The 20,915-nt window shown below is 63.2% G+C and carries 27 protein-coding genes and 1 tRNA gene; 21 read left to right on the top strand and 7 right to left on the bottom strand.

Annotation, left to right across the window (positions count from 1 at the left end):
* Positions 1-66 precede the first annotated feature (66 nt).
* From hisF to AC1DP9_RS20130, 9 genes are all read left to right on the top strand, one after another.
* Positions 67-837 (top strand): imidazole glycerol phosphate synthase subunit HisF, encoded by a 771-nt coding sequence (gene hisF / locus AC1DP9_RS20170; RefSeq protein ID WP_092299276.1) that lies wholly within the window; start codon positions 67-69, stop codon positions 835-837.
* A 2-nt stretch (positions 838-839) separates the two neighbouring features.
* Positions 840-1,241, top strand: coding sequence for a phosphoribosyl-AMP cyclohydrolase (gene hisI / locus AC1DP9_RS20165; protein ID WP_092299274.1), 402 nt, complete (start codon positions 840-842; stop codon positions 1,239-1,241).
* Positions 1,242-1,243: 2 nt separating this feature from the next.
* Positions 1,244-1,630 carry a phosphoribosyl-ATP diphosphatase gene (locus tag AC1DP9_RS20160; protein ID WP_477108313.1) on the top strand — a complete coding sequence of 129 codons (387 nt, stop codon included), beginning with the start codon at positions 1,244-1,246 and terminating at the stop codon, positions 1,628-1,630.
* Between the two features lie 72 nt (positions 1,631-1,702).
* The gene (locus AC1DP9_RS20155; protein WP_092299268.1) at positions 1,703-2,095 is read left to right on the top strand and encodes a DUF4870 family protein; all 393 of its coding nucleotides are present in this window, start codon (positions 1,703-1,705) and stop codon (positions 2,093-2,095) included.
* A gap of 36 nt (positions 2,096-2,131) precedes the next feature.
* Complete coding sequence (locus AC1DP9_RS20150; RefSeq protein WP_092299265.1) at positions 2,132-2,488, top strand: histidine triad nucleotide-binding protein; 357 nt, start codon at positions 2,132-2,134, stop codon at positions 2,486-2,488.
* A 152-nt stretch (positions 2,489-2,640) separates the two neighbouring features.
* Positions 2,641-2,877, top strand: coding sequence for a Sec-independent protein translocase subunit TatA (gene tatA / locus AC1DP9_RS20145; protein WP_092299262.1), 237 nt, complete (start codon positions 2,641-2,643; stop codon positions 2,875-2,877).
* Between the two features lie 77 nt (positions 2,878-2,954).
* Positions 2,955-3,470: a Sec-independent protein translocase protein TatB gene (gene tatB / locus AC1DP9_RS20140; RefSeq protein WP_477108312.1), complete on the top strand. Its 516-nt coding sequence runs from the start codon at positions 2,955-2,957 to the stop codon at positions 3,468-3,470.
* Positions 3,471-3,564: 94 nt separating this feature from the next.
* Complete coding sequence (gene tatC, locus AC1DP9_RS20135) at positions 3,565-4,353, top strand: twin-arginine translocase subunit TatC (protein ID WP_092299256.1); 789 nt, start codon at positions 3,565-3,567, stop codon at positions 4,351-4,353.
* A 254-nt stretch (positions 4,354-4,607) separates the two neighbouring features.
* A complete protein-coding gene (locus tag AC1DP9_RS20130; RefSeq protein WP_477108311.1) occupies positions 4,608-5,750 on the top strand; it encodes a porin in 1,143 nt (380 codons plus the stop codon).
* 355 nt (positions 5,751-6,105) lie between these two features.
* Here the strand turns inward: AC1DP9_RS20130 and AC1DP9_RS20125 are convergent, their stop codons facing one another.
* Complete coding sequence (locus AC1DP9_RS20125; protein WP_477108310.1) at positions 6,106-7,299, bottom strand: Do family serine endopeptidase; 1,194 nt, start codon at positions 7,297-7,299, stop codon at positions 6,106-6,108.
* Between the two features lie 20 nt (positions 7,300-7,319).
* Between AC1DP9_RS20125 and AC1DP9_RS20120 the strand changes: the two genes are divergently transcribed.
* Entirely contained in the window at positions 7,320-8,066 is a 747-nt protein-coding gene (locus AC1DP9_RS20120; protein WP_092299246.1) for a Nif3-like dinuclear metal center hexameric protein, read from the top strand.
* Positions 8,067-8,091: 25 nt separating this feature from the next.
* Here AC1DP9_RS20120 and mscL read toward each other — a convergent pair whose 3' ends face one another.
* On the bottom strand, positions 8,092-8,526 hold the full coding sequence (mscL, locus tag AC1DP9_RS20115) for a large conductance mechanosensitive channel protein MscL (RefSeq protein ID WP_477108309.1): 435 nt from the start codon (positions 8,524-8,526) through the stop codon (positions 8,092-8,094).
* 218 nt (positions 8,527-8,744) lie between these two features.
* On the opposite strand from mscL, the gene petA reads away from it, so the two are divergent.
* The 11 genes from petA to AC1DP9_RS20060 all read left to right on the top strand — a co-directional run bounded on the left by petA (position 8,745) and on the right by AC1DP9_RS20060 (position 18,010).
* A complete protein-coding gene (gene petA, locus AC1DP9_RS20110; protein ID WP_092299240.1) occupies positions 8,745-9,362 on the top strand; it encodes a ubiquinol-cytochrome c reductase iron-sulfur subunit in 618 nt (205 codons plus the stop codon).
* A gap of 2 nt (positions 9,363-9,364) precedes the next feature.
* A complete protein-coding gene (locus AC1DP9_RS20105) occupies positions 9,365-10,768 on the top strand; it encodes a cytochrome b (protein ID WP_477108308.1) in 1,404 nt (467 codons plus the stop codon).
* Between the two features lie 37 nt (positions 10,769-10,805).
* Positions 10,806-11,549, top strand: a complete 744-nt coding sequence (locus tag AC1DP9_RS20100) for a cytochrome c1 (RefSeq protein WP_092299234.1) — start codon at positions 10,806-10,808, stop codon at positions 11,547-11,549.
* A 244-nt stretch (positions 11,550-11,793) separates the two neighbouring features.
* A complete protein-coding gene (locus AC1DP9_RS20095) occupies positions 11,794-12,405 on the top strand; it encodes a glutathione S-transferase N-terminal domain-containing protein (RefSeq protein WP_008643086.1) in 612 nt (203 codons plus the stop codon).
* A 27-nt stretch (positions 12,406-12,432) separates the two neighbouring features.
* Positions 12,433-12,921, top strand: coding sequence for a ClpXP protease specificity-enhancing factor (locus tag AC1DP9_RS20090; protein WP_092299231.1), 489 nt, complete (start codon positions 12,433-12,435; stop codon positions 12,919-12,921).
* A gap of 50 nt (positions 12,922-12,971) precedes the next feature.
* Positions 12,972-13,047, top strand: a tRNA-Thr gene (locus AC1DP9_RS20085).
* Positions 13,048-13,128: 81 nt separating this feature from the next.
* Positions 13,129-13,827 (top strand): DUF3348 domain-containing protein, encoded by a 699-nt coding sequence (locus AC1DP9_RS20080; RefSeq protein ID WP_477108307.1) that lies wholly within the window; start codon positions 13,129-13,131, stop codon positions 13,825-13,827.
* Between the two features lie 10 nt (positions 13,828-13,837).
* Positions 13,838-15,733, top strand: coding sequence for a DUF802 domain-containing protein (locus AC1DP9_RS20075; protein ID WP_441645026.1), 1,896 nt, complete (start codon positions 13,838-13,840; stop codon positions 15,731-15,733).
* Positions 15,730-16,377, top strand: coding sequence for an OmpA family protein (locus tag AC1DP9_RS20070; RefSeq protein ID WP_477108306.1), 648 nt, complete (start codon positions 15,730-15,732; stop codon positions 16,375-16,377). The genes AC1DP9_RS20075 and AC1DP9_RS20070 overlap by 4 nt, the downstream gene beginning before the upstream one ends.
* On the top strand, positions 16,370-17,050 hold the full coding sequence (locus AC1DP9_RS20065; protein WP_477108305.1) for a DUF2894 domain-containing protein: 681 nt from the start codon (positions 16,370-16,372) through the stop codon (positions 17,048-17,050). Before AC1DP9_RS20070 ends, AC1DP9_RS20065 begins: the two co-directional genes overlap by 8 nt.
* Positions 17,051-17,113: 63 nt before the next feature.
* Positions 17,114-18,010, top strand: coding sequence for an endo alpha-1,4 polygalactosaminidase (locus tag AC1DP9_RS20060; protein WP_477108347.1), 897 nt, complete (start codon positions 17,114-17,116; stop codon positions 18,008-18,010).
* Between the two features lie 39 nt (positions 18,011-18,049).
* Here the strand turns inward: AC1DP9_RS20060 and AC1DP9_RS20055 are convergent, their stop codons facing one another.
* From AC1DP9_RS20055 to AC1DP9_RS20035, 5 genes are all read right to left on the bottom strand, one after another.
* Positions 18,050-18,553: a M48 family metallopeptidase gene (locus AC1DP9_RS20055; protein WP_211942914.1), complete on the bottom strand. Its 504-nt coding sequence runs from the start codon at positions 18,551-18,553 to the stop codon at positions 18,050-18,052.
* Between the two features lie 49 nt (positions 18,554-18,602).
* Positions 18,603-18,824: a hypothetical protein gene (locus AC1DP9_RS20050; RefSeq protein ID WP_092299156.1), complete on the bottom strand. Its 222-nt coding sequence runs from the start codon at positions 18,822-18,824 to the stop codon at positions 18,603-18,605.
* 74 nt (positions 18,825-18,898) lie between these two features.
* Complete coding sequence (locus AC1DP9_RS20045; protein WP_477108304.1) at positions 18,899-19,201, bottom strand: hypothetical protein; 303 nt, start codon at positions 19,199-19,201, stop codon at positions 18,899-18,901.
* A gap of 206 nt (positions 19,202-19,407) precedes the next feature.
* Positions 19,408-19,899 carry a hypothetical protein gene (locus tag AC1DP9_RS20040; protein ID WP_477108303.1) on the bottom strand — a complete coding sequence of 164 codons (492 nt, stop codon included), beginning with the start codon at positions 19,897-19,899 and terminating at the stop codon, positions 19,408-19,410.
* 10 nt (positions 19,900-19,909) lie between these two features.
* Positions 19,910-20,752, bottom strand: coding sequence for a hypothetical protein (locus AC1DP9_RS20035; protein WP_477105951.1), 843 nt, complete (start codon positions 20,750-20,752; stop codon positions 19,910-19,912).
* Positions 20,753-20,915: the final 163 nt, after the last annotated feature.

Raw genomic sequence — 20,915 nt, 5'->3', positions numbered from 1 at the left:
CGCCCCGGCGCGGGTGCGCCGGGCAACACGCCGCCACCCGGCAAGGGGCGGGCGGCAAGGAAACCCATGTTAGCCAAACGTATCATCCCCTGCCTGGACGTGACCAACGGGCGGGTGGTCAAGGGGGTCAACTTCGTCGAACTCCGCGACGCGGGCGACCCGGTCGAGATCGCGCGCCGATACGACGAGCAAGGTGCCGATGAAATCACTTTTCTCGACATCACCGCGACCAGCGACGGCCGCGACCTGATCCTCCACATCATCGAGGCTGTGGCTTCGCAGGTGTTCATTCCGCTGACCGTGGGTGGCGGCGTGCGCGCCGTGGAAGACGTGCGCCGGCTGCTCAATGCCGGGGCGGACAAGATCAGCGTGAATTCCTCGGCCATCGCCAATCCGCAACTGGTATCCGATGCCACGGGCAAGTACGGCTCGCAGTGCATCGTGGTGGCCATCGACGCCAAGCGCAGTTCCGCGCCGGGCGAGCCGCCGCGCTGGGAAGTCTTCACGCACGGCGGCCGCAAGGCCACCGGCCTGGACGCCGTGGCATGGGCGAAGGAAATGGCCACGCGCGGTGCCGGCGAGATCCTGCTGACCAGCATGGATCGCGACGGCACCAAGAGCGGTTTCGACCTCGAACTGACCCGCGCGGTCAGCGACGCGGTGCCGGTGCCCGTGATCGCCTCGGGCGGCGTGGGCGGCCTGCAGGACTTGGCCGACGGCATCCGCCTGGGCCACGCCGACGCCGTGCTGGCGGCCAGCATCTTCCACTATGGCCAGCACACGGTAGGTGAGGCCAAGGCATTCATGGCCCGCGAGGGCATTCCCGTCCGGATGTGATCATGGCGAAGAAGTGGCTGAACAAGGTGAAGTGGGACGACAACGGCCTGGTGCCGGTGATCGTCCAGGAAGTCGGCTCGAACGATGTGCTGATGTTCGCGTTCATGAACCGCGAGGCGCTCCAGCGCACCGTGGAGCTGGGCGAGGCCGTGTTCTGGTCGCGCTCGCGCAAGCGGCTCTGGCACAAGGGCGAGGAATCGGGCCACGTGCAGAAGGTCCATGAGATGCGTCTGGATTGCGACGAGGACGTGGTGCTCCTGAAGGTGACGCAGGTCGACAGCATCGCCTGCCACACCGGCCGTCACTCGTGCTTCTTCCAGAAATTCGAGGGCGATGTGGAGTCGGGCGACTGGCAGACCGTGGAGCCGGTGCTCAAGGACCCCTCCACCATCTACGCCAAATAACCATGAGCGACACCCCGAACCCCGCCGTCCCGGCAGATCTGGCCGACGTGCTGGCGCGCGTGGCCGCCACGCTCGAGTCCCGCAAGCCCGAGAACGGCGGCGATCCGGACAAATCCTACGTGGCCAAGCTGTTCCACAAGGGCGACGACGCCATCCTGAAGAAGATTGGCGAGGAAGCGACCGAGACCGTGATGGCCGCGAAGGACGCGCGCGCCGCCGGCCTGAGCGCCGAGGCCACCGGCAAGGTGGTCTACGAGGTGGCCGACCTGTGGTTCCACACCATGGTGCTGCTGTCCCGCTTCGGGCTGAGCCCGGCGGACGTGGTGGGCGAACTGGCGCGGCGCGAGGGACTTTCCGGCCTGGCCGAGAAGGCGAGCCGCAAGGCGTAGCATAATGCGCATGTGGGCGCGGGAATCGTCCCGCGCCGCGCGCAATGCACGCAACGGACGCTGGAGGGCACGATGGCGACTGACACCACCACGCAAGTCACGACCACGGCTGAGGACGACAGGCTGAGCAGCCTGCGCAAGCTCACGCATATCCTGTATGCGCTCTACGCCATTTTCTGGCTGACGGGCGGGATCACGGCGCTGATCGCGATCGTGGTGAACTACGTGAAGCGCGACGATACGCGCGGCACGCTGTATGCCTCGCACTTCGCCTGGCAGATCCGCACGTTCTGGTGGTCGATCCTCTGGTTCGCGCTGAGCTGGGTCCTGTTCTTCACGATTTTGCTGGCGCCGGTAGCCTGGGTGATGTGGTGCGTGTTGTCACTATGGATGCTGTATCGTATCGTCAAGGGTTGGCTGTATCTGAACGATCGCAAGCCCATGTATCCGGACCAGCAGTTCTGAGAACGCGACGATCCGACATCACGCAACAAAAACGTCATGAAATCTCAGGACAATTGCATTTTCTGCAAGATCGTGGCTGGGCAGATCCCGTCGAACAAGCTGTACGAAGACAACGAACTGCTCGCGTTTCACGACATCCATCCCAAAGCGCCGGTACACTTCCTGCTAATTCCGAAGACTCACGTCGATTCGCTGGCGGATTGCGGACCCGGCGATGGGGATGTGCTTGCTAGAATAATGCTCAAGGTGCCTGAACTGGCGCGCCAGGCCGGCTGCGATAACGGCTTCCGGACGGTGATCAACACCGGTCCGGACGGCGGGCAGGAGGTCTACCACCTTCATGTCCACGTGCTCGGCGGCCCGCGCGAACAGTGGAAGGCACCGGCGCCCTGAGCAATCGGGGCAGCCAGGGTATCAGCGGACCGGGACTCGCGTCCCGGCCACGTGCTGCGTCGGCAACCGTCGCCCGACGCGGCCTTTGAGGGACGGAACTACGGGGCCGGGCGGCCAATCTCCATCGCCCGCGGCTTCATCAGGAGCAAGAAATGGGTTCGTTTAGCATTTGGCACTGGCTGATCGTGCTGGTCATCGTCATGCTCGTGTTCGGCACCAAGAAGCTGCGCAATATCGGCACCGACCTGGGTGGCGCGGTCAAGGGCTTCAAGGATGGCATGAAGGACGGCAATGGCAACGCGGCCGAGGAGCCGGGTGCCCCGGCCAAGGAACTGCGCGATACCACCACGATCGACGTGGAAGCGAAGGACAAGTCGCGTCAGCAGTAAGCCGAATTGCCTGAATTCCTCATGGCGGCCGCGTTCGCGTCGGCCCGCCCCCCTCGTGTCCCTGGCTCCATGTCCGCATGATCGATCTCGGCATTTCCAAGCTGGCACTGATAGGCGCCGTGGCGCTCATCGTGATCGGTCCCGAACGGCTGCCCAAGGTGGCACGCACAGTGGGCGCGCTCGTCGGGCGCGCGCAGCGCTATATCAATGATGTGAAGGCGGAAGTCAGCCGCGAGGTGGAGTTGGACGAACTGCGCAAGATGCGCACGGAGTTCGAGGACGCCGCGCGCGATGTCGAGCGCACGATCCACAAGGAAGTGAACGAGCAGTCCCAGGCGCTGAACGAAGCCCTGGGCGGCACCGACACAGCGGCTTCCGACACCGGCAGCCCCGGCGTGGGTGGCGGCTACGTGCCGAGCTGGGACGCCGCGCACAAGTCGCACAACGGACGCAAGAGCTGGCGCGTCAAGCAGGGCGCGCGGCCGATCTGGTTCAAGCGCCAGCAGAACATGCGCGTGTGGGTGCAGTCAGGCGCCGCGCGCGTGAAGCGGCATCGCCCGCCCGCCGGACGCTCCCGCTCGTTCTTCGAGTAACCATGCCGTGCAGCGCCGTCCCGCCGCCGTGCAGGCTGGCGGCGGCCGCCACGATAACTACGATGCCAGCCAGCACGGCTGAAGCGGCTACGCCATGAGCGACTCCCCCTCCCAAGACCCCAACGACGAAACCCAGCAGGAAACCTTCATCTCCCACCTGATCGAACTGCGCGAGCGGTTGGTCAAGGCGGTGGCGGGGGTCATCATCGTCTTCCTCAGCCTGATCTACTGGGCGCCGCAGATCTTCAACCTGTTCTCCGCGCCGCTGATGGAATCGCTGCCGAAGGGCGGCAGGATGATCGTGACCGATGTCACCGGCTCGTTCTTCGTGCCGATGAAGGTGACGATGCTCGTGGCGTTCCTGATCGCGCTGCCGTGGGTGCTCTACCAGGTCTGGCAGTTCGTGGCGCCGGGCCTGTATCAGCATGAGAAGAAACTGATCATGCCGCTGGTGAGCAGCAGCTACCTGCTGTTCCTGTGCGGCGTGGCGTTTGCCTATTTCCTCGTGTTTCCCACCGTGTTCCATTTCATGGCGCATTACAACGCGCCATTGGGTGCGGACATGTCCACGGACATCGATAAATACCTGAGTTTCGCCATGACGACGTTCCTGGCGTTCGGTATTACCTTCGAGGTGCCCGTGGTGGTCATCGTCCTCGTGCGATTTGGTGTGGTGGAACTCGAGAAACTGAAGCAGATCCGCCCGTATGTGATCGTCGGGGCCTTCATCGTCGCCGCCGTGGTGACGCCGCCCGATGTGATGTCGCAGTTGCTGCTCGCCGTGCCGCTGATCGCGCTATACGAATTGGGCCTGTTGCTCGCCCGATTTGTGACCAAGCAGCCGCTTGGTACGCCCGCGCCGGGCGAAAACCCCGCCGACTGAGTTCCCCGGTACTTGTAACGGAGATGTTTCTGCCACGTCCGAATGGGCGGTTTTGCACCAACATGGGGAAAAATGCTGCATTTGTTGTTGCTTGATGACAACAAACCACGTTGGTAAACCGTGTTTACGGCGAAAAAGTCTTCTGGCGGGGAGGGGGGGTGTCACATAATACGACGCAGACGTGAAGGTTAATGCGTCGCCCAAGCACTTGGGCAACCAAGATTTCCCAATCAGTTGACAAGGAAAGTGTCGATATGAAGATGAAACTGTTTGCAGCTGCCGTTGCCGCCATGGCCGCCGGTGGCGCGTATGCCCAATCGAGCGTAACCCTGTACGGTGTGGTTGACGCTGGTATCGAGTACCAGAACCACCAGCCGAACGTGGCTGGTAGCCACGACGTTGTGCGCCTGACCTCGGGCAACATGTCCGGCAGCCGTTGGGGCCTGCGTGGCGTGGAAGATCTGGGCGGCGGCCTGAAGGGCGTGTTCGTTCTGGAAAGCGGTTTCAACGTTGACACCGGTACGTCGGGCCAAGGTGGCCGTCTGTTCGGTCGTCAAGCGTTCGTTGGTCTGCAAAGCAACTACGGCACGCTGTCGCTGGGCCGTCACCAGACCCCGTTCTATGACTTCGGTCTGGCCTTCGACCCGATGGCCATCTCGACGAACTACTCGATCACGTCGCAAGACGCTGGTTTCAGCAGCCGCGCCGACAACTCGCTGAAGTACATCGGCAAGTTCGGTGGCCTGACCGCCTCGCTGCTGTACAGCACGGGCGCCAACACGGTTGGTACGGCTAACGCCTACACCGGCGTTGCTGGCGAAGTTCCGGGCTCGTACAAGACCGGCCGTGAGTACAGCGCAAGCCTGATCTACGCAGGCGGCCCGTTCTCGATCGGTGCTGTGTTCGACGAAACCAACCTGGGCAACCCGACGGGTGTGGGCATCGACACGACGCGCGCCAAGATCCAACGCGCTTCGCTGGCTGGTACGTACGCTTTCGGTCCGGCTAAGGTGTTCGCTGGCTACCGCTACGCGCACGCCCTGTCGAACGCTCGTCTGCCGGGCGGTACGCTGGCAAACGGTACGGTCGACGCCAACGTGTCGAACCTGTACTGGCTGGGCATGGGTTACCAGCTGACCCCGGCTCTGTCGCTGACGGGCGCCGCTTACTACCAAGACTTCCGTTCGTCGGGTGCTGATCCGTGGAGCTTCGTGGCTTCGGCTGACTACGCCTTCTCGAAGCGCACTGACGCTTACCTGAACGTGGCCTACACGAAGAACAAGGACGGCTCGACCCTCGGTCTGGGTGGCTCGGGCGCTGCTGGTTCGGGCTTCGGCACGACCAACGGCTCGGCTAACCAGTTCGGCGCTGTGGTTGGTGTGCGTCACAAGTTCTAATTTGACGCGGGTGTAAGCCCGCATCAGATTCGGCTTGATTCAAAACGCCGGCATCCGAAAGGATGTCGGCGTTTTGTTTTGTGGTGTGGGATGGGGTGGTGGTTGATGGCATGCCAGGTGCCCTGGCTTGATCGGCATGCCCCGTAAGGCCCCCCTACCTGGGAGCTGTGCGACGCGCGCTGCACGGCCTGCTCGTGGCTTGCAGCGGTCAGCCGGAGGTGCCCTCGGCGCCCGATCTCGACAATCGACCATCGACCCACACGCCCCAACAAAAAACCCCCGCCGGCTACCCGGCGGGGGTTTTTACATTCAGGCTACCTAGTCCTTCAGCTTCCGATCGACCTTCCAGCCAGTCCTACTCTTCCTCATCCAGCGGCATTGCGCGCCGTGGCGGGGGAGGGCGCTTGCCGATGGTCACCGTGACCTCGGCCGGCTTGCCACGCCGGATCACCTTCATCTTGGCCTCGGCCCCCGGTTTGAGCTGCGCAATCGCATTGAGCAGCGCGGTGGTATCGGAGATCACCTGGTTATCGACCGACACCAGCACATCGCCCGGCTTCACGCCAGCCTTGTCCGCCGGTCCGCCCTGGACTACGGCGGCAATCAGCGCGCCATCCTTGGCCTCGAGCCCAAACGACTCGGCGATCTCGGGTGTCAGGTCCTGTGGCTCCACGCCGATCCAGCCCCGCGTGACCGTGCCGGAGGAGATGATCGATTCCATCACTTGCTTGGCCGTCGAGACAGGAATCGCGAAGCCAATCCCTAGCGAGCCACCCGAGCGCGAGTAGATCGCCGTGTTGATCCCTAGCAGGTTGCCCTGTGCGTCAACCAGCGCACCGCCCGAGTTGCCGGGGTTGATCGCCGCGTCGGTCTGGATGAAGTTCTCGAACGTGTTGATGCCCAGGTGGCTGCGGCCCAGCGCCGAGACGATACCCATCGTCACAGTCTGGCCGACCCCGAACGGATTGCCGATGGCCAGCACCACGTCGCCGACCTTCACATTCTCGATCCGGCCCAGCGTGATCGCCGGCAGGTCCTTGAGCGTGACCTTGAGCACGGCCAGGTCGGTTTCCGGGTCGGAACCCACGACCTTGGCGTTGGCCTTGCGCCCATCGGTCAGGGCGATCTCGATTTCGTCGGCGCCGTCCACCACGTGGTGGTTGGTTAGAATATAACCCTCGGCGCTGACGATTACGCCCGAGCCCAGGCTGGACACCGGTTCCTGGCGCTCCGGCAGCCGGTCGCCAAAGAAGAACCGGAACCAAGGATCCTCGGTTTGTGGATTGGGCGACCGCCGCGAGCCGTTCTTGCTCGTGAAGATATTCACCACCGCAGGCATGGCCTGGCGCGCCGCGTCACTATAAGAGCCCTCGGCCGCGGAACCCGTCACACTCGGCACCACTTCCTTCAGTGCCACGATTGGTGAGCCTGATTGCACGGCCACCCGCCCGCGCTGCAGCCACTCGGGTTTCAGCGTGGCCACGACGAACCACACGGCCAGCACCACGGTGACAGCCTGGGCGAAAAACAGCCAGAATCGGCGCAACATATTGGAGTTTTGAGCAGAAAATGAAAACAAAAGAGCTTGAATTGTACTTGAACGATCTACTGGAAGTTTCCCGTTTCAAGGACTATTGCCCGAACGGCCTCCAAGTGCAAGGTAGATCGGAGGTCACCCACGTCGTCACCGGCGTGACGGCCAGCCTGGCCCTCGTCGAAGCGGCGATCGAGGCCGGCGCCGACGCCATCCTGGTCCATCACGGCTATTTCTGGAAAAACGAGGATGCCCGGGTCATCGGCCAGAAGCATGCGCGCCTGAAACGGCTGCTTGGCGCCGACGTCAACCTGATGGCTTTCCACCTGCCGCTCGATAACCATCCCGAGCTGGGCAACAATGCGCAGCTTGGCCTGCAGCTCGGCTTCATGCCAAACGGCCGTTTCAGCGACGATCAACTGGGTTGGACCGGTACACTGCCGCAGCCGATGCCGCTGCACGCGCTGGCCGCGCATGTCGGTGCGGTGCTCCAGCGCGAGCCGCTGGCGATTGGCGACCCCGATCAGATGATTCGCAAGGTGGGCTGGTGCACGGGCGGTGCGCAGGGCTATTTCGACGCCGCCGTAGCGGCTGGCGTCGATGTGTACCTGAGCGGAGAGGTGTCGGAGCAGACCACCCACCTCGCGCGCGAGAGCGGCGTGGCCTATCTGGCCGCCGGTCATCACGCCACGGAACGCTACGGCATCCGCGCGGTGGGCGAGCATCTGGCGCAGCGTTTCGGGCTGCGCCATACCTTCATCGATATTCCGAACCCGGTCTGAGCCGGGCTCCGGGCGTGGCGCGCGGTCAGGCGCGCGGCGTCTTCAGGCTGTCGCGGATCTCGCGCAGCAGCACGATATCCTCGGGCGTGGCGGCCGGCGTGGCCGGCGCCTCGTGCTTCGCGGCCATCCGGTTGAAGGCGCGGACCATCAAGAAGATGATGAAGGCGAGGATGACGAAGTTCACCACGATGGTGAGAAAGTTGCCGTAAGCGAAGACCGGCACGCCGGCCTTCTTCAGTGCATCGAGGGTATGCGGCACGCCGGGAGGCGGGTCCGCAAGCACGACGAACATGTTCGAGAAGTCCAGTTTGCCGATGATGCGGCCGATCACTGGCATGATCAGGTCGTTGACGACGGAATCCACGATCTTGCCGAAAGCTGCGCCGATGATCACGCCGACGGCGAGATCAATCACGTTGCCGCGCATCGCAAAAGTACGGAATTCGCTGATCATGCTCATTGGTTATTCTCCGCTTTGTTGTTTCAGATTAACGTTTGCGTTTGACACAGACTGCATCATCGCACCCCTGAGCGCAAGCCCGCGGGCGGGATTCGCGCTGCCATGACCGATTATCGACCAGTCGGCTATCGGTAGTTCGCCTATCGTCGAGGGATGTGCCTCAGGTATAATTTTTGGTTGACGCAAGATCTAATTGATGACATCCCCTGGGGTTTGGAATGAGTGACCAGCAAAACGTGAAGAACGTGGACAAAGGTCGCCGCAATTGGTTGATCGCGACATCTGTCGCGGGCGGCGTAGGAGGCGTAGCAGTAGCAGTGCCCTTTGTCAGTACCTTTGCACCGTCGGAGAAGGCCAAAGCCGCCGGGGCACCTGTCGAGGCCGATGTCGGTGGCCTCAAGCCCGGCGAGATGATGACCGTGGAATGGCGTGGCAAGCCGGTCTGGATTCTTCGTCGCACCCCTGAAATGCTGGCCTCGCTCCAGAAAACCGATAGCGAGGTGGCTGATCCCAAGTCCGCTGTGCCATTCACGATGGAGACGCCGGACTACGCCAAAAACGAAACCCGCTCCCGTGCCGAGCACAAGGACCTGCTGGTGGTCGTCGGCATTTGTTCCCACCTTGGCTGCTCGCCGTCCGGTCCGTTCGTGTCTGGCGCCAACCCCCAGCTCGGCGCCGATCCCGGCTTCCTCTGCCCTTGCCACGGCTCGACGTTCGACCTGGCGGGCCGCGTGTTCAAGAACAAGCCGGCCCCGCAGAACCTTGACGTCCCCCCGTACCAGTTCCTGTCCGACACCAAGATCGTGATCGGCAAGGACGAGAAAGGAGAAGCCTGATCATGGCGGCCGAAAAAGAAGTCAAGACCACCGGGCTGCTGGGCTGGATCGACGCCCGTTTCCCTGCCACCCAGCTCTGGGAAGATCATCTCTCCAAGTACTACGCGCCGAAGAACTTCAACTTCTGGTACTTCTTCGGCTCGCTGGCGCTGCTGGTCCTCGTGATCCAGATCGTCACCGGCATCTTCCTGGTGATGAACTACAAGCCGGACGGCACGCTCAACGCGGCCGGCATTCCGGTGGCGTTCGCCAGCGTGGAGTACATCATGCGCGAGGTGCCGTGGGGCTGGCTGGTGCGCTACATGCACTCCACCGGCGCCTCGGCGTTCTTCGTCGTGGTCTACCTGCACATGTTCCGCGGGCTGCTGTACGGTTCGTACCGCAAGCCGCGCGAGCTGGTCTGGATCTTCGGCTGCCTGATCTTCCTGTGCCTGATGGCCGAGGCGTTCATGGGCTACCTGCTGCCCTGGGGCCAGATGTCGTACTGGGGCGCGCAGGTGATCGTGAACCTGTTCTCGGCGATCCCGGTGATCGGCCAGGACCTGTCGCTGTTCATCCGCGGCGACTACGTGGTGAGCGATGCCACGCTGAACCGCTTCTTCTCGTTCCACGTGATCGCGGTGCCGCTGGTGCTGCTCGGCCTGGTCGTGGCGCACATCATCGCGCTGCACGAAGTAGGCTCGAACAACCCGGACGGCGTGGAGATCAAGGCGAAGAAGGACGAGAACGGCATCCCGCTGGATGGCATTCCGTTCCACCCGTACTACTCGGTGCATGACCTGCTGGGCGTGGGCGGCTTCCTGTTCTTCTTCTCGGCGGTGATCTTCTTCTTCCCGGAAGTGGGCGGCTATTTCCTCGAAGCCAACAACTTCTTCCCGRCCGATCCGCTGAAGACGCCGCCGCACATCGCGCCGGTCTGGTACTTCACCCCGTTCTATTCGATGCTGCGCGCCACGACGTCGAACTTCCTGCCGGTGCTGTGGCTGTTCTTCGCCATCGTGCTGGGCCTGGTGGTCCTGCGCAGCAAGGATGTGCRCGTGAAGATCGGCTCGGTGGCGATCCTCGTGATCCTGGCGGCAGGCTTCTACTTCATCGAAGCCAAGTTCTGGGGCGTGCTGGTGATGGGCGGCTCCGTGGTCGTGCTGTTCTTCATGCCCTGGCTCGACTGCTCGCCGGTCAAGTCCATCCGCTATCGTCCCGCCTTCCATAAGACAATTCTGATTGTCTTCGTGGTGGTGTTCCTGGTCCTCGGCTACCTGGGCGTGCAACCGCCGTCGCCGGTGGGTGAGAAGGTGTCGCAGCTCGGTACGCTGCTGTACTTTGCCTTCTTCCTGACCATGCCGCTGTGGAGCCGTGCCGGCGAGTTCAAGCCGGTGCCGGAGCGTGTCACGTTCCATCCGCACTAAGCGCCGCGCGACCCCCAAAAGAGGACAAGGACACAAGATGAAAAAGTTGCTTTCGATCTTCGCACTGGTCGGCGCGTGCTTTGCGGCCATGCCCGCGATGGCTTCCGAGGGGGGCTACCCCCTGGAGCCGGCGCCGCTCGACACCAGCGACGTGTCGTCGCTGCAGCGCGGTGCCAAGCTGTTCGTCAACTACTGCCTGAACTGCCATGGCGCGTCGATGATGCGCTACAACCGGCTCAGGGACTTGGCGCTGACGGATGACCAGATCCGTCAGAACCTGCTCTTCACGGCCGACAAGGTGGGCGAGACCATGACGATCGCGATGCCACCGAAGGACGCCAAGACGTTCTTCGGCGCCATGCCGCCGGACCTGTCGGTCATCGCCCGCGCCCGCGGCAACGACTGGCTGTACACCTACCTGCGTACCTTCTACCGCGACGACACGCGCGCCACGGGCTGGAACAACCTCGTCTTCCCGGCCGTCGGCATGCCGCACGTGCTGTGGGAGCTGCAGGGCCAGCGCACGGCCAAGTTCGCCGAAGTGGAAGAACACGGCCAGAAGGTGCACAAGTTCGCGGGCTTCGAGCAGGTCACGCCGGGCAAGCTGAGCACGCAGGAATATGACCAGGCCGCGGCCGATATCGTGAACTACCTGAACTGGATGGCCGAACCGGCGCAGAGCCACCGCAAGCGTCTGGGCGTCTGGGTGCTGCTGTTCCTCGGCGTGTTCACGGTCTTTGCCTGGCGCCTGAACGCGGCTTTCTGGAAGGACGTGAAGTAAGTTGTAACAGCCGTCAGCGGCTGCCGGCAGGGCCGGCGCGGAAGTTGCACTGTTGCAGCACCGCGCCGGCCCTTTTCCGTTGCGGATCGGCTGTCTAGGTGACTCAAGCGTCTCTTTCTCTATTTGTAACTTATTTGCTTTTCGATGGGGCGTTCTGACAGAATGTTTGCCCTGTCCGATCTAGCGCTGCCAAGTTCGCCGTCATGCACTGCATCCGGCGACTTTACACCCAAGGAATTCAACCATGATGGTGTTGTATTCGGGTACGACTTGCCCGTTTTCCCAACGTTGCCGCCTTGTCCTGTTCGAAAAGGGCATGGATTTTGAAATTCGCGACGTTGATCTGTTCAACAAGCCGGAAGACATTTCGGTGATGAACCCGTACGGCCAGGTGCCGATTCTCGTCGAACGTGACCTGATCCTGTACGAATCGAACATCATCAACGAGTATATCGACGAGCGCTTCCCGCACCCGCAGCTGATGCCGGCCGACCCGGTGCAGCGTGCACGCGCCCGCCTGTTCCTCTTCAATTTCGAGAAGGAACTGTTCACCCACGTGTACGTGCTCGAGAACGAGAAGGGCAAGGCCGCCGAGAAGAATCACGAGCGCGCCCGCGCCGCAATTCGCGACCGCCTGACCCAGCTCGCACCGATCTTCGTGAAGAACAAGTACATGCTCGGTGAAGAATTTTCGATGCTCGACGTCGCCATCGCGCCGCTGCTGTGGCGCCTGGATCACTACGGGATCGAGCTCTCGAAGAACGCCGCGCCGCTACTCAAGTATGCGGAACGGATCTTCAGCCGCCCGGCGTACATCGAGGCGCTGACCCCGTCTGAAAAGGTCATGCGTCGTTAAGACGGTATCGACGCCACCGGAAGCGTAATGTCTGAAACATCCACCAAGCCTTACCTGATCCGCGCCATTTACGAGTGGTGCACGGATAACGGTTTTACGCCGTATATCGCCGTGTTTGTCGACGGGAATACGAACGTGCCGCGCGAATTCGTGAAGAACAACGAGATCGTGCTGAACGTGAGTTTCGACGCGACGAGCGGGCTGGACATGGGTAACGAGTGGATCGGATTCAGCGCGCGCTTTGGTGGTGTTTCCCGCAAGATCGACGTGCCCGTGGAAAACGTGCTGGCGATCTACGCGCGGGAAAATGGCCAGGGCATGGCGTTCCCGGTGGAGCGCAGCATCCCCGAGACGCAGGCCGCCACCGAGCGTGAAAACAATCCCCCGCCGAAGCTGGCACCGGTGGATGCAGACACGCCGGTCACGGCCGAACAGGGCGGCACGGACGACGATCCGACTCCGCCCCCGGTACCGCGAATCGGAGGCAAGAAGCCGTCGCTGAAGGTGGTGAAGTAGCCATCGTCAAAGTGGATCGCATGCAGTAGAATCGCGGTCTGCAACAAAATGCCGGCTTAGCTCATCAGGTAGAGCAGTTGATTTGTAATCATCAGGTGGCGGGTTCGAGTCCTGCAGCCGGCACCAGATAAAACAAGGGGTTACAGCAAGCGCTGTAACCCCTTGTCCGTTGTAAACTGCTTGGTTTTTCGATCGGAAACCGGCGGTATGTCCCATCTGCCACGGCGCACTGCCCATAGCGGCCCGACGCTCGTTCGGCTCCTGTCTCGCCTGATCCACGTCGATGCTGCGGAACCTGCCAGTTCCCTCTCCCACCAGCTAAGCCAATGGCTCGGGTGGACGGATGCCATCGCGCTGTCCGCCGCACTTACCAGCCATCCAGTGCCGGGATCGTCGCTGCCGCCGCGCCCGGGGAATGCCGAGGCGCGTGATGCCGTGCGCGTGCGCGCGGCGCTGGCCAATGCGATTGTCGATGACGGCACATCAAGCGCGCGGCGTCGTGGGCCGGGGCGCCCAGCCGTGCCGGCGGAGTCGCCTGACGCCACGGTCGATTTTGCTGTCTATCGCCACCGCTATCTGACCACGCAACAAACCATGGCGACGGAAATCGGCATATTGCGAGGCCGGCTACGCAGGGCGCTGACCGCCCGGCAGCCCGCGATGGCGAAGCTGGCGATGGTGGATACCGTCATGGAGCGCGTGGTGGGTGCGCGCGAGCAGAGCCTGCTGGCGAGCGTGCCGGCGCTGTTGGAAACCCATTTCGAGCACTTGCGCCAAGCCCATGAGCATGCGCCCGGCGCCTGGCTCACGCAGTTCCGCAAAGACATGCAGGCTGTCCTGCTTGCCGAACTGGACATCCGTTTTGAACCGGTCGAAGGGCTGCTCGCCGCCCTGCGCGCTGGCTAACTGCATAGACATGAACAGAATTCTTCCCCATATCGTCGCTTTTGTTGCCGGTCTCGCCGTGGTTTGCTGGATCGGTGCCGGCTACGCGGGCGCGAACGCGCTCGCCCTCGCCGTGACGTTGGTGATCGGTGCCTTCTACGTGACTGGCGCGTTCGAACTCCAGTGCTATCGGCAGGCGACGGCCTCGCTGGCGCATGCGGTCTCGAATTTGTCCGAGAAACCGGCGGGTCTCGGCCAGTGGCTGGACACGCTTCCAGCCGGTCTGCGCGATGCCGTCCGGCTGCGCGTCGAGGGCGAGCGCGTGACGCTCCCCGCGCCGACGCTGACGCCGTATCTCGTCGGATTGCTAGTCCTGCTCGGCATGTTCGGCACTTTCCTCGGCATGGTGGCCACGCTGCGCGGCACGGGCATGGCACTGGAAGGGGCGACGGACCTGCAAGCCATGCGTGCTTCGCTGGCGGCACCGGTGAAGGGGCTGGGTTTCGCGTTCGGTACCTCGGTCGCGGGCGTTGCCACGTCGGCGATGCTGGGCCTGATCGCGGCGCTGTGTCGGCGCGAGCGCATCGAAGCCGTGCGGCAACTCGACACCCGCATCGCCACCACGCTGCGCCCGTTCTCGCGCAGCCATCAGCGCGATGAGATGTTCCGGCTCGTGCAGCGTCAGGCCGAGGTCATGCCGACGCTGGTCGACCGTCTGCAAGACATGATGGCCACGATGGAGCGCCAGAGCCGGACCCTGGCCGAGCGCCTTGCCGCGAGCCAGGAGGCGTTTCACGGTTCGACCGAAGCGACTTACACGCGGCTGGCGTCCTCCGTCGAAGAAAGCTTGAAATCCAGTATTGCCGAGAGCGCGCGCGTAGTCAGCGCGGTGGTCGAGCCCGCCGTCAGGGAGACGATGGCCGGTCTCGCGCAGGAGATGTCGGCATTGCGCGAGACCGTCTCTGGGACGGTGCAGCAACAACTCGAAGGCATCTCGACCCAGTTCGCGACAACCACTGCCAATGTCGCCGATGTCTGGCAGCAGGCCTTGGGCGACCATCGACACGCAAGCGAAGCCCTGACGCGCGACCTCCGCCAATCGCTCGATACCTTCGGTGAAGCCCTGGTACGCGAGAACCAGCAAGCACTGGCTGGCACTTCGGCCAGTTTCGCATCGCAATCAGCATCGCTGGCGGCGACGGTGAGCCAGTCGCACGCTGATCTTCAGGCCCAGTTGCTGGCTCGCGACGAACAGCGCCTGGCCGCGTGGACCGATGCGCTCGGCGCCATGGCCGCCGCCATCGCCACGCAGACGCAAGCCCAGGCCAGTGAGACGATTGCGGAAGTGTCTCGCCTCGTCGAGGCCACGACGGCGGCCCCCAAGGCAGCGGCCGCCATCATCGAGGAACTGCGGGAGAAGCTCTCCGACGGCCTCGCGCGCGACAACGCGATGCTCGCCGAACGTGGGCGCCTGCTGGCCTCGCTGGAGACGCTGCTCGATGCCGTGAACCATGCCTCCACCGGCCAGCGCGCCGCGGTTGACGGCCTCGTGACGACCACGGCGGAGCTGCTCGAGCGCGTCGGTGCCCGGTTTGCCGAGACGGTCGAGTCCGAATCCGGACGCATGGCGACGATTGCCGCGCAGGTGTCGTGCAGCGCCGTCGAGACCGCCAGCCTTGGCGAGTCGTTCGGCGCCGCCGTGCAGGTGTTCAGCGATGCCAACGGGCAGTTGGTCGCACACTTGGAACGCATCGAGGCTGCGCTCGACAAGTCGATGACGCGCAGCGACGAGCAGCTCGCCTACTACGTGGCGCAGGCGCGGGAAGTGGTCGATCTCAGCATGCTGTCGCAGAAGCAAATCCTGGAAGACCTGCAACGGCTGGCAGCGCCGGGCGCGGCCAACGGACCGGGCGCGGAGGCCGCATGAGTGAGGACCTCGACGCCGGCGTGGAGTCAACGGCGCCCGTCTGGGCCGTCTTCGGTGACCTGATGTCGGTGCTACTGGGCGGCTTCGTGCTGATTTTGCTTGGGGTGATCGGCTTCCAGATGGAGCTGTCGGCCCGGCTCGAAGCCGAGGTCAAGCAGCGGCAGGAGGAGATGCAGCGGCGCGAGACGCTCGAGAAGGCGCTGGCGGGGCCGCTTTCGGCGGGCCGTGTGACGCTCGTGAACGGGCGCATCGGCATCAGCGGGAACGTGTTGTTCGCGGTGAATTCGGACCAGTTGCAGCCAGAAGGGCGCGAGTTGCTGAAGGGGCTCGCTGCGCCGCTGGGGGCCTATCTGCATGCGCGCGACGAGATCCTGATGGTGAGCGGCTATACCGATGACACCCAGATGCGCGACAGCAATCGCCGCTTTGCCGACAATTGGGAATTGTCTGCCCAGCGCGCACTGACTGTGACGCGCGCGCTAATCGATGCGGGCATTCCCGCCGCGATGGTGTTCTCTGCCGCGTTCGGCGCCGAGCAGCCGGTGGTGCCGAATGCCGACGTCGCGAGCCGCGCCAAAAACCGCCGCGTGGAGATCGCGCCGATTCCGAGAGTGTCCACGGGTGCGGCAAAGTCTCATGGCTGAATTGGACCCGCACCAGGACCCGCACCAGGACCCGCGCCAGGATCCGCGCGCCCGCCTCGCCGCCTGGCGCGAGCGCGGCGCCGAACGGATCGACCCGGTGCGCTTCCGATTCCTGGAAGCGCTGGCGCGGCGCTCGGCGACCCAGCATGGCGAAGCGCGCGAACTGCTCGATGCACGGCTTGCGCACCTCGTGGCGTCCTTTGGCGATGCCCTCACGCAAGCCGCCCCACGCGCTGACCGGCCGGCCAAGCCAGACGCCAGCCCGCTCGGCGGACTCGTGGAATACATCGCTGCGCGGTCCTCAGCCAGTGCGCTGCCACCTGTCGCTGGCGCGCAACGCGGTCCCGAGCCGGCGCCGGCCCTGATCGACTATTTCCGCGACAGTTGGGCGCGCGTCAGCGCCGACCGCCAGTTGCGCGAGGCACTGGACAGCGTGCCGGCGAACGCCGGGCCGCTCAATACGAATCATCTTGTGCATGGCGCACTTGCGCTGATGCAGGACGTATCGCCGGGCTATTTCCAGCGTTTCTTGTCCTATGTCGATGGCCTGGCGTGGCTCGAGCAGATGAGCCCCGGCGGCGCGCCCGCCGAGCCGACAGCACGCCGTGCCGCAAGCGCCCCAAAACGGCCGCGCGTCAAGCGCCGTGCCGCCGATGCCGACCCCCTTGCCTGATCGCCCATGCTTGCACGCATAATGTGCCGCATACAGTTGGGATAACAACAGGAAGGGTCAATGATGGATAACAATCAGGGCATGGGCGACCTCGCGCGCCTCGCCGCGGCGGTGGCCGTGGCAACGCTTGCCGCCTGCGGCGGTGGGGGCGATGACGACGGCGGTTCCGTCGTCCGCGTCTCGGAGGTGACCGCCACGACGAGCAAGGCTACCGCCAGCGCCAGCGCACTTCCCACCACACGCTGGATGCCGGCCGCCACGGACACGTGGCAGCTCCAGCTCCAGGGCAAGCTCAACACGTCGTACAACGCCGTCGTGTTCGATTTCGACCTCTTCGACACCCCGCAGGCCACCATCGACACGCTGAAGTCCCAAGGCAAGCGCGTGGTCTGCTACTTCTCCGCCGGTAGCAGCGAGAACTGGCGTTCGGATTATTCTCAATTCACGGCCGCTGACCAGGGCAACCCGCTCGATGGCTGGGCGGGCGAGCGCTGGCTCGACACGCGTTCCGCCAACGTCCGCAAGATCATGACGGCGCGGATGGACCTCGCGAAGGCGAAGGGGTGCGACGGCATCGACACGGACAATGTCGACGGCTACACCAACAACCCCGGCGTGCCGCTGACCGCCGCGACGCAGCTCGAGTACAACCGCTTCCTGGCCACCGAGGCGCACGCGCGCGGGTTGGCCATCGGCCTCAAGAACGATATCGATCAGGTCGCCCAGCTTGCCGGCGATTTCGACTTCGCGGTCAATGAGCAGTGTTTCCAGTACAACGAGTGCGGGGTCTATGCGGCGTTCACCACGCAGGGCAAGGCCGTGTTCAATGTGGAATATGCCGCGAAATGGAAGGACCCCGCGCGGCGGCCTGCGCTCTGCGCCAAGGCGCAGGCGCTGAACCTGCGTACGGTGGTGTTGCCGCTGAAGCTGAACGATAACTTCCGCTACACCTGCGACTAGGCTGTTGCAATTCAGGCCGGGGGAGGCCGGCGAGCCGCCTCAGTCTGGCGTCTTGCCGGTTTTCTCCAGCTCGCGCCACGCCAGGAATAGCCGCGTGTCGAATTCGAGCTGGTGATAGCGTGGCTCCATGTGCTCGCAGAGCCGATAGAACGCCTTGTTGTGGTCGCTCTCTTTCAGGTGGGCCAGTTCGTGGACGACGATCATGCGGAGAAAGTCCGCTGGCGCCTCCTTGAACAGCGACGCCACGCGGATTTCCTTCTTGGCCTTGAGCTTGCCGCCCTGCACGCGCGAGATGGCGGTGTGCAGGCCGAGCGCGTGCTGCGCGGTGTCGAGGCGCGCGTCGTAGCCCACCTTGTGCAGCGGCGGCGCGCTGCGCAGGTATTCCTGCTTGATGTCCGACGTGTAGTCGTACAGCGCGCGATCCGTCTGGACCGTGTGCGGCGCCGGATAGCGCCGCGCAAGGTGATCCCCCAGCCCGCCCGCCGCGATCAACGCGCGCACCTGGTCGAGCACCCCGGGCGGATAACCACCCAGGAAGCGCATCGGATCCTTCACGCCGGGGCGCCAGCCTTCGCTCACAGACCCTTCCTATTTAGTGGTGATGATGGTGATGGTGCATCCAGCTGTTATCCACCGAGTTGACGAACGACTCGACGGCGTCCTTGTCCCCGGTGGCATGGCGCATCATCTCGCCGCACTTGCAGAAACCCTGGTACGGCAGGATGTGCGAGCAGGCCGACGTCTTTTGCAGATACAGTGTGACGGGTTTGGTGCACTTCTTGCACTTGAACTTGAGGGTAAGAGCAGCTTTCATGGCAATTCGGACCGAGTGTCGGAGGCCTCGCGGGATTCGCGGGACAAAGGCGACATTGTAACGATGCCCACGAATCAGCGTGGATCGCTGGTTTTCGACGGGGCAATCCGGAACGGCTCGATTTCGTACTGCTCGCCATGCTTGCGACAGTCATCGGCGATGGAGATCCACCAGTCCACCGTGACGATATACGTGCTGCCGTTGATGTCGTTCTCGGTGGCAACGGTGTCGCGGCCGAGTTTGAGATTTCGGCGGGCCCTTGTCAGGGCCTTCAATCGGGTGTCGGCGTAGAGGCTGGGGTCCCAGAGCATCATCAGCCGTTCTTCTTCCCAGACCACCCAGGCCAGTTCGTTGCCGCTGGGGAATTTGTAGCCCACGACACAAAAGCGATTCCGCTCTCGGTTTGCTCTCTCTATCGCGAGGAGGTACTTGATTGTCGCCCTTGGGTCTAGGTAGCCCGGATCAGCGGAGACTCTGAACCGCCCGGAGGCATTGCCGGCAACAGCATCAGGTAGATCATGATTCGCTTGTGTACTGCTCCACCCTAGAAGTGCGAATAGCAGGAAGCCCCAAGGCGCTATTTTCATTGACGCGGCTCCGTGATCGCGAACGGCTCGATTTCGTACTGCTCGCCGTGCTTGCGGCAGTCATTGGCGATGGAGATCCACCAGTCGACTGTGACGAGATAGGTGCTGCCGTTGATGTCGTTCTCGGTGGCTACGGTGTCGCGGCCGAGCATTAGGCTGTGGCGCGCCATTGCCAAGCCGGCCAGCCGCATGTCCGCGTCAGAGCTTCCTCGCCAGAGCAGGAGGGTTCGCTCCTCCTCCCACAAGGTCCAGACCACTAAATATCCTTGCGGCATCCTGTAGCCAACAGTGCAAAATCGATTGCGCTGTTGGTTCTTGCCGCTACTGGCGACCAGATAGCGAATGGCTTTAGCGGGATCCCTGTAATAGGGGTTCGTCGAAGCTCTTGTGCGTCCCGTTGCGGTTTCCGAAACGGCGTCCGGTAGCTTGTCTTTGGCCATGGCATTTATCGAGCAGAAGGCCAAGAGAGCCAGGATTGTCTTTCTCATGGAAGTCGCCCTATTTTTTGGCATTCAACTGCGCAAGAAACGACTTGGTCAATGTGTAGAACTGCTGGCCTCCAAGTTGTTGAAATGGCTCGAAATTGGGCCCCGGTGGCTTTGACGGAAGCGTTCGCCATGCGTACATCTCGCCGGCAGATGGGTCGTTTCCAAAATGCTTTCCACTGGCGACCGCTATCGCATTTTCCACGTAGGTTCGGAAGGCCGCGTTTTTTGCGTGCGTACCGTCGTTCGCAATGTTCATGGTTTTGTTCAGCAGAAGCGCCGGACGGTCCGCAATGATCGGGTAGCTTTCGAAACCCTCTACCTGATTGGGTGCCTTGATAAGATCGGTCAAGCTGGTGGCACCGCGCGCTGCAAAATGTGTTGCCCCGAGGCGTAGCCGATTACGCATGACATGCACCATCCATTGCATGCACTTGAGCGCCTCATCCAGACTGCTGAATTTGTCGCTATCGGGGTTCGCGTTCTCCACCACCAACATCCGCGCCAGAATCCCCGCCTCGGTCCCCGCATCCGGTAGTTCCAGCCTTGGCAACACCTCCACCGTCAGCCTCGGCGTATTCGCATCCCGCTGGGTGGTGCCATATATATAGGCATCGACATGCACCACCCGCCGGCTCACGATGCCGGTTTCGCTGACTTCGATCTTCAGTTGTTGCTCGATATCCCGGTCATTGACCTTGAGCGGGAGGATTCTCAAGGTGGAGTCGCTGCTCCGGAAGGCGAGATGCCTGCGGTTCGGGCCCAGGCCCGAGACCCTGAAAGGGAGTTGGTTTCCAGCGATGAGCGTGATTTGCGCGCCCATTGCCGCGCCGCTGCGGCGCAATAGTTTTGCCATGTCGGGTCCGATCCAGTGGTGAACCCGCCTGATTCTCCGAACCGCTCCTTGCCTCTGCAATGAGACGAGTCTGAAATTGGGCGCCATTTTTGCCGTGCCCGCGGCACGCCGGCCCCGCCCATCCGCCTGCTACACTCCCGCCATTCCTAGTCACACACCGCAC

The sequence above is a fragment of the Cupriavidus sp. 01L43 genome (genome assembly GCF_056399925.1).
This window is presented reverse-complemented; position numbering and strand designations above follow the sequence as displayed.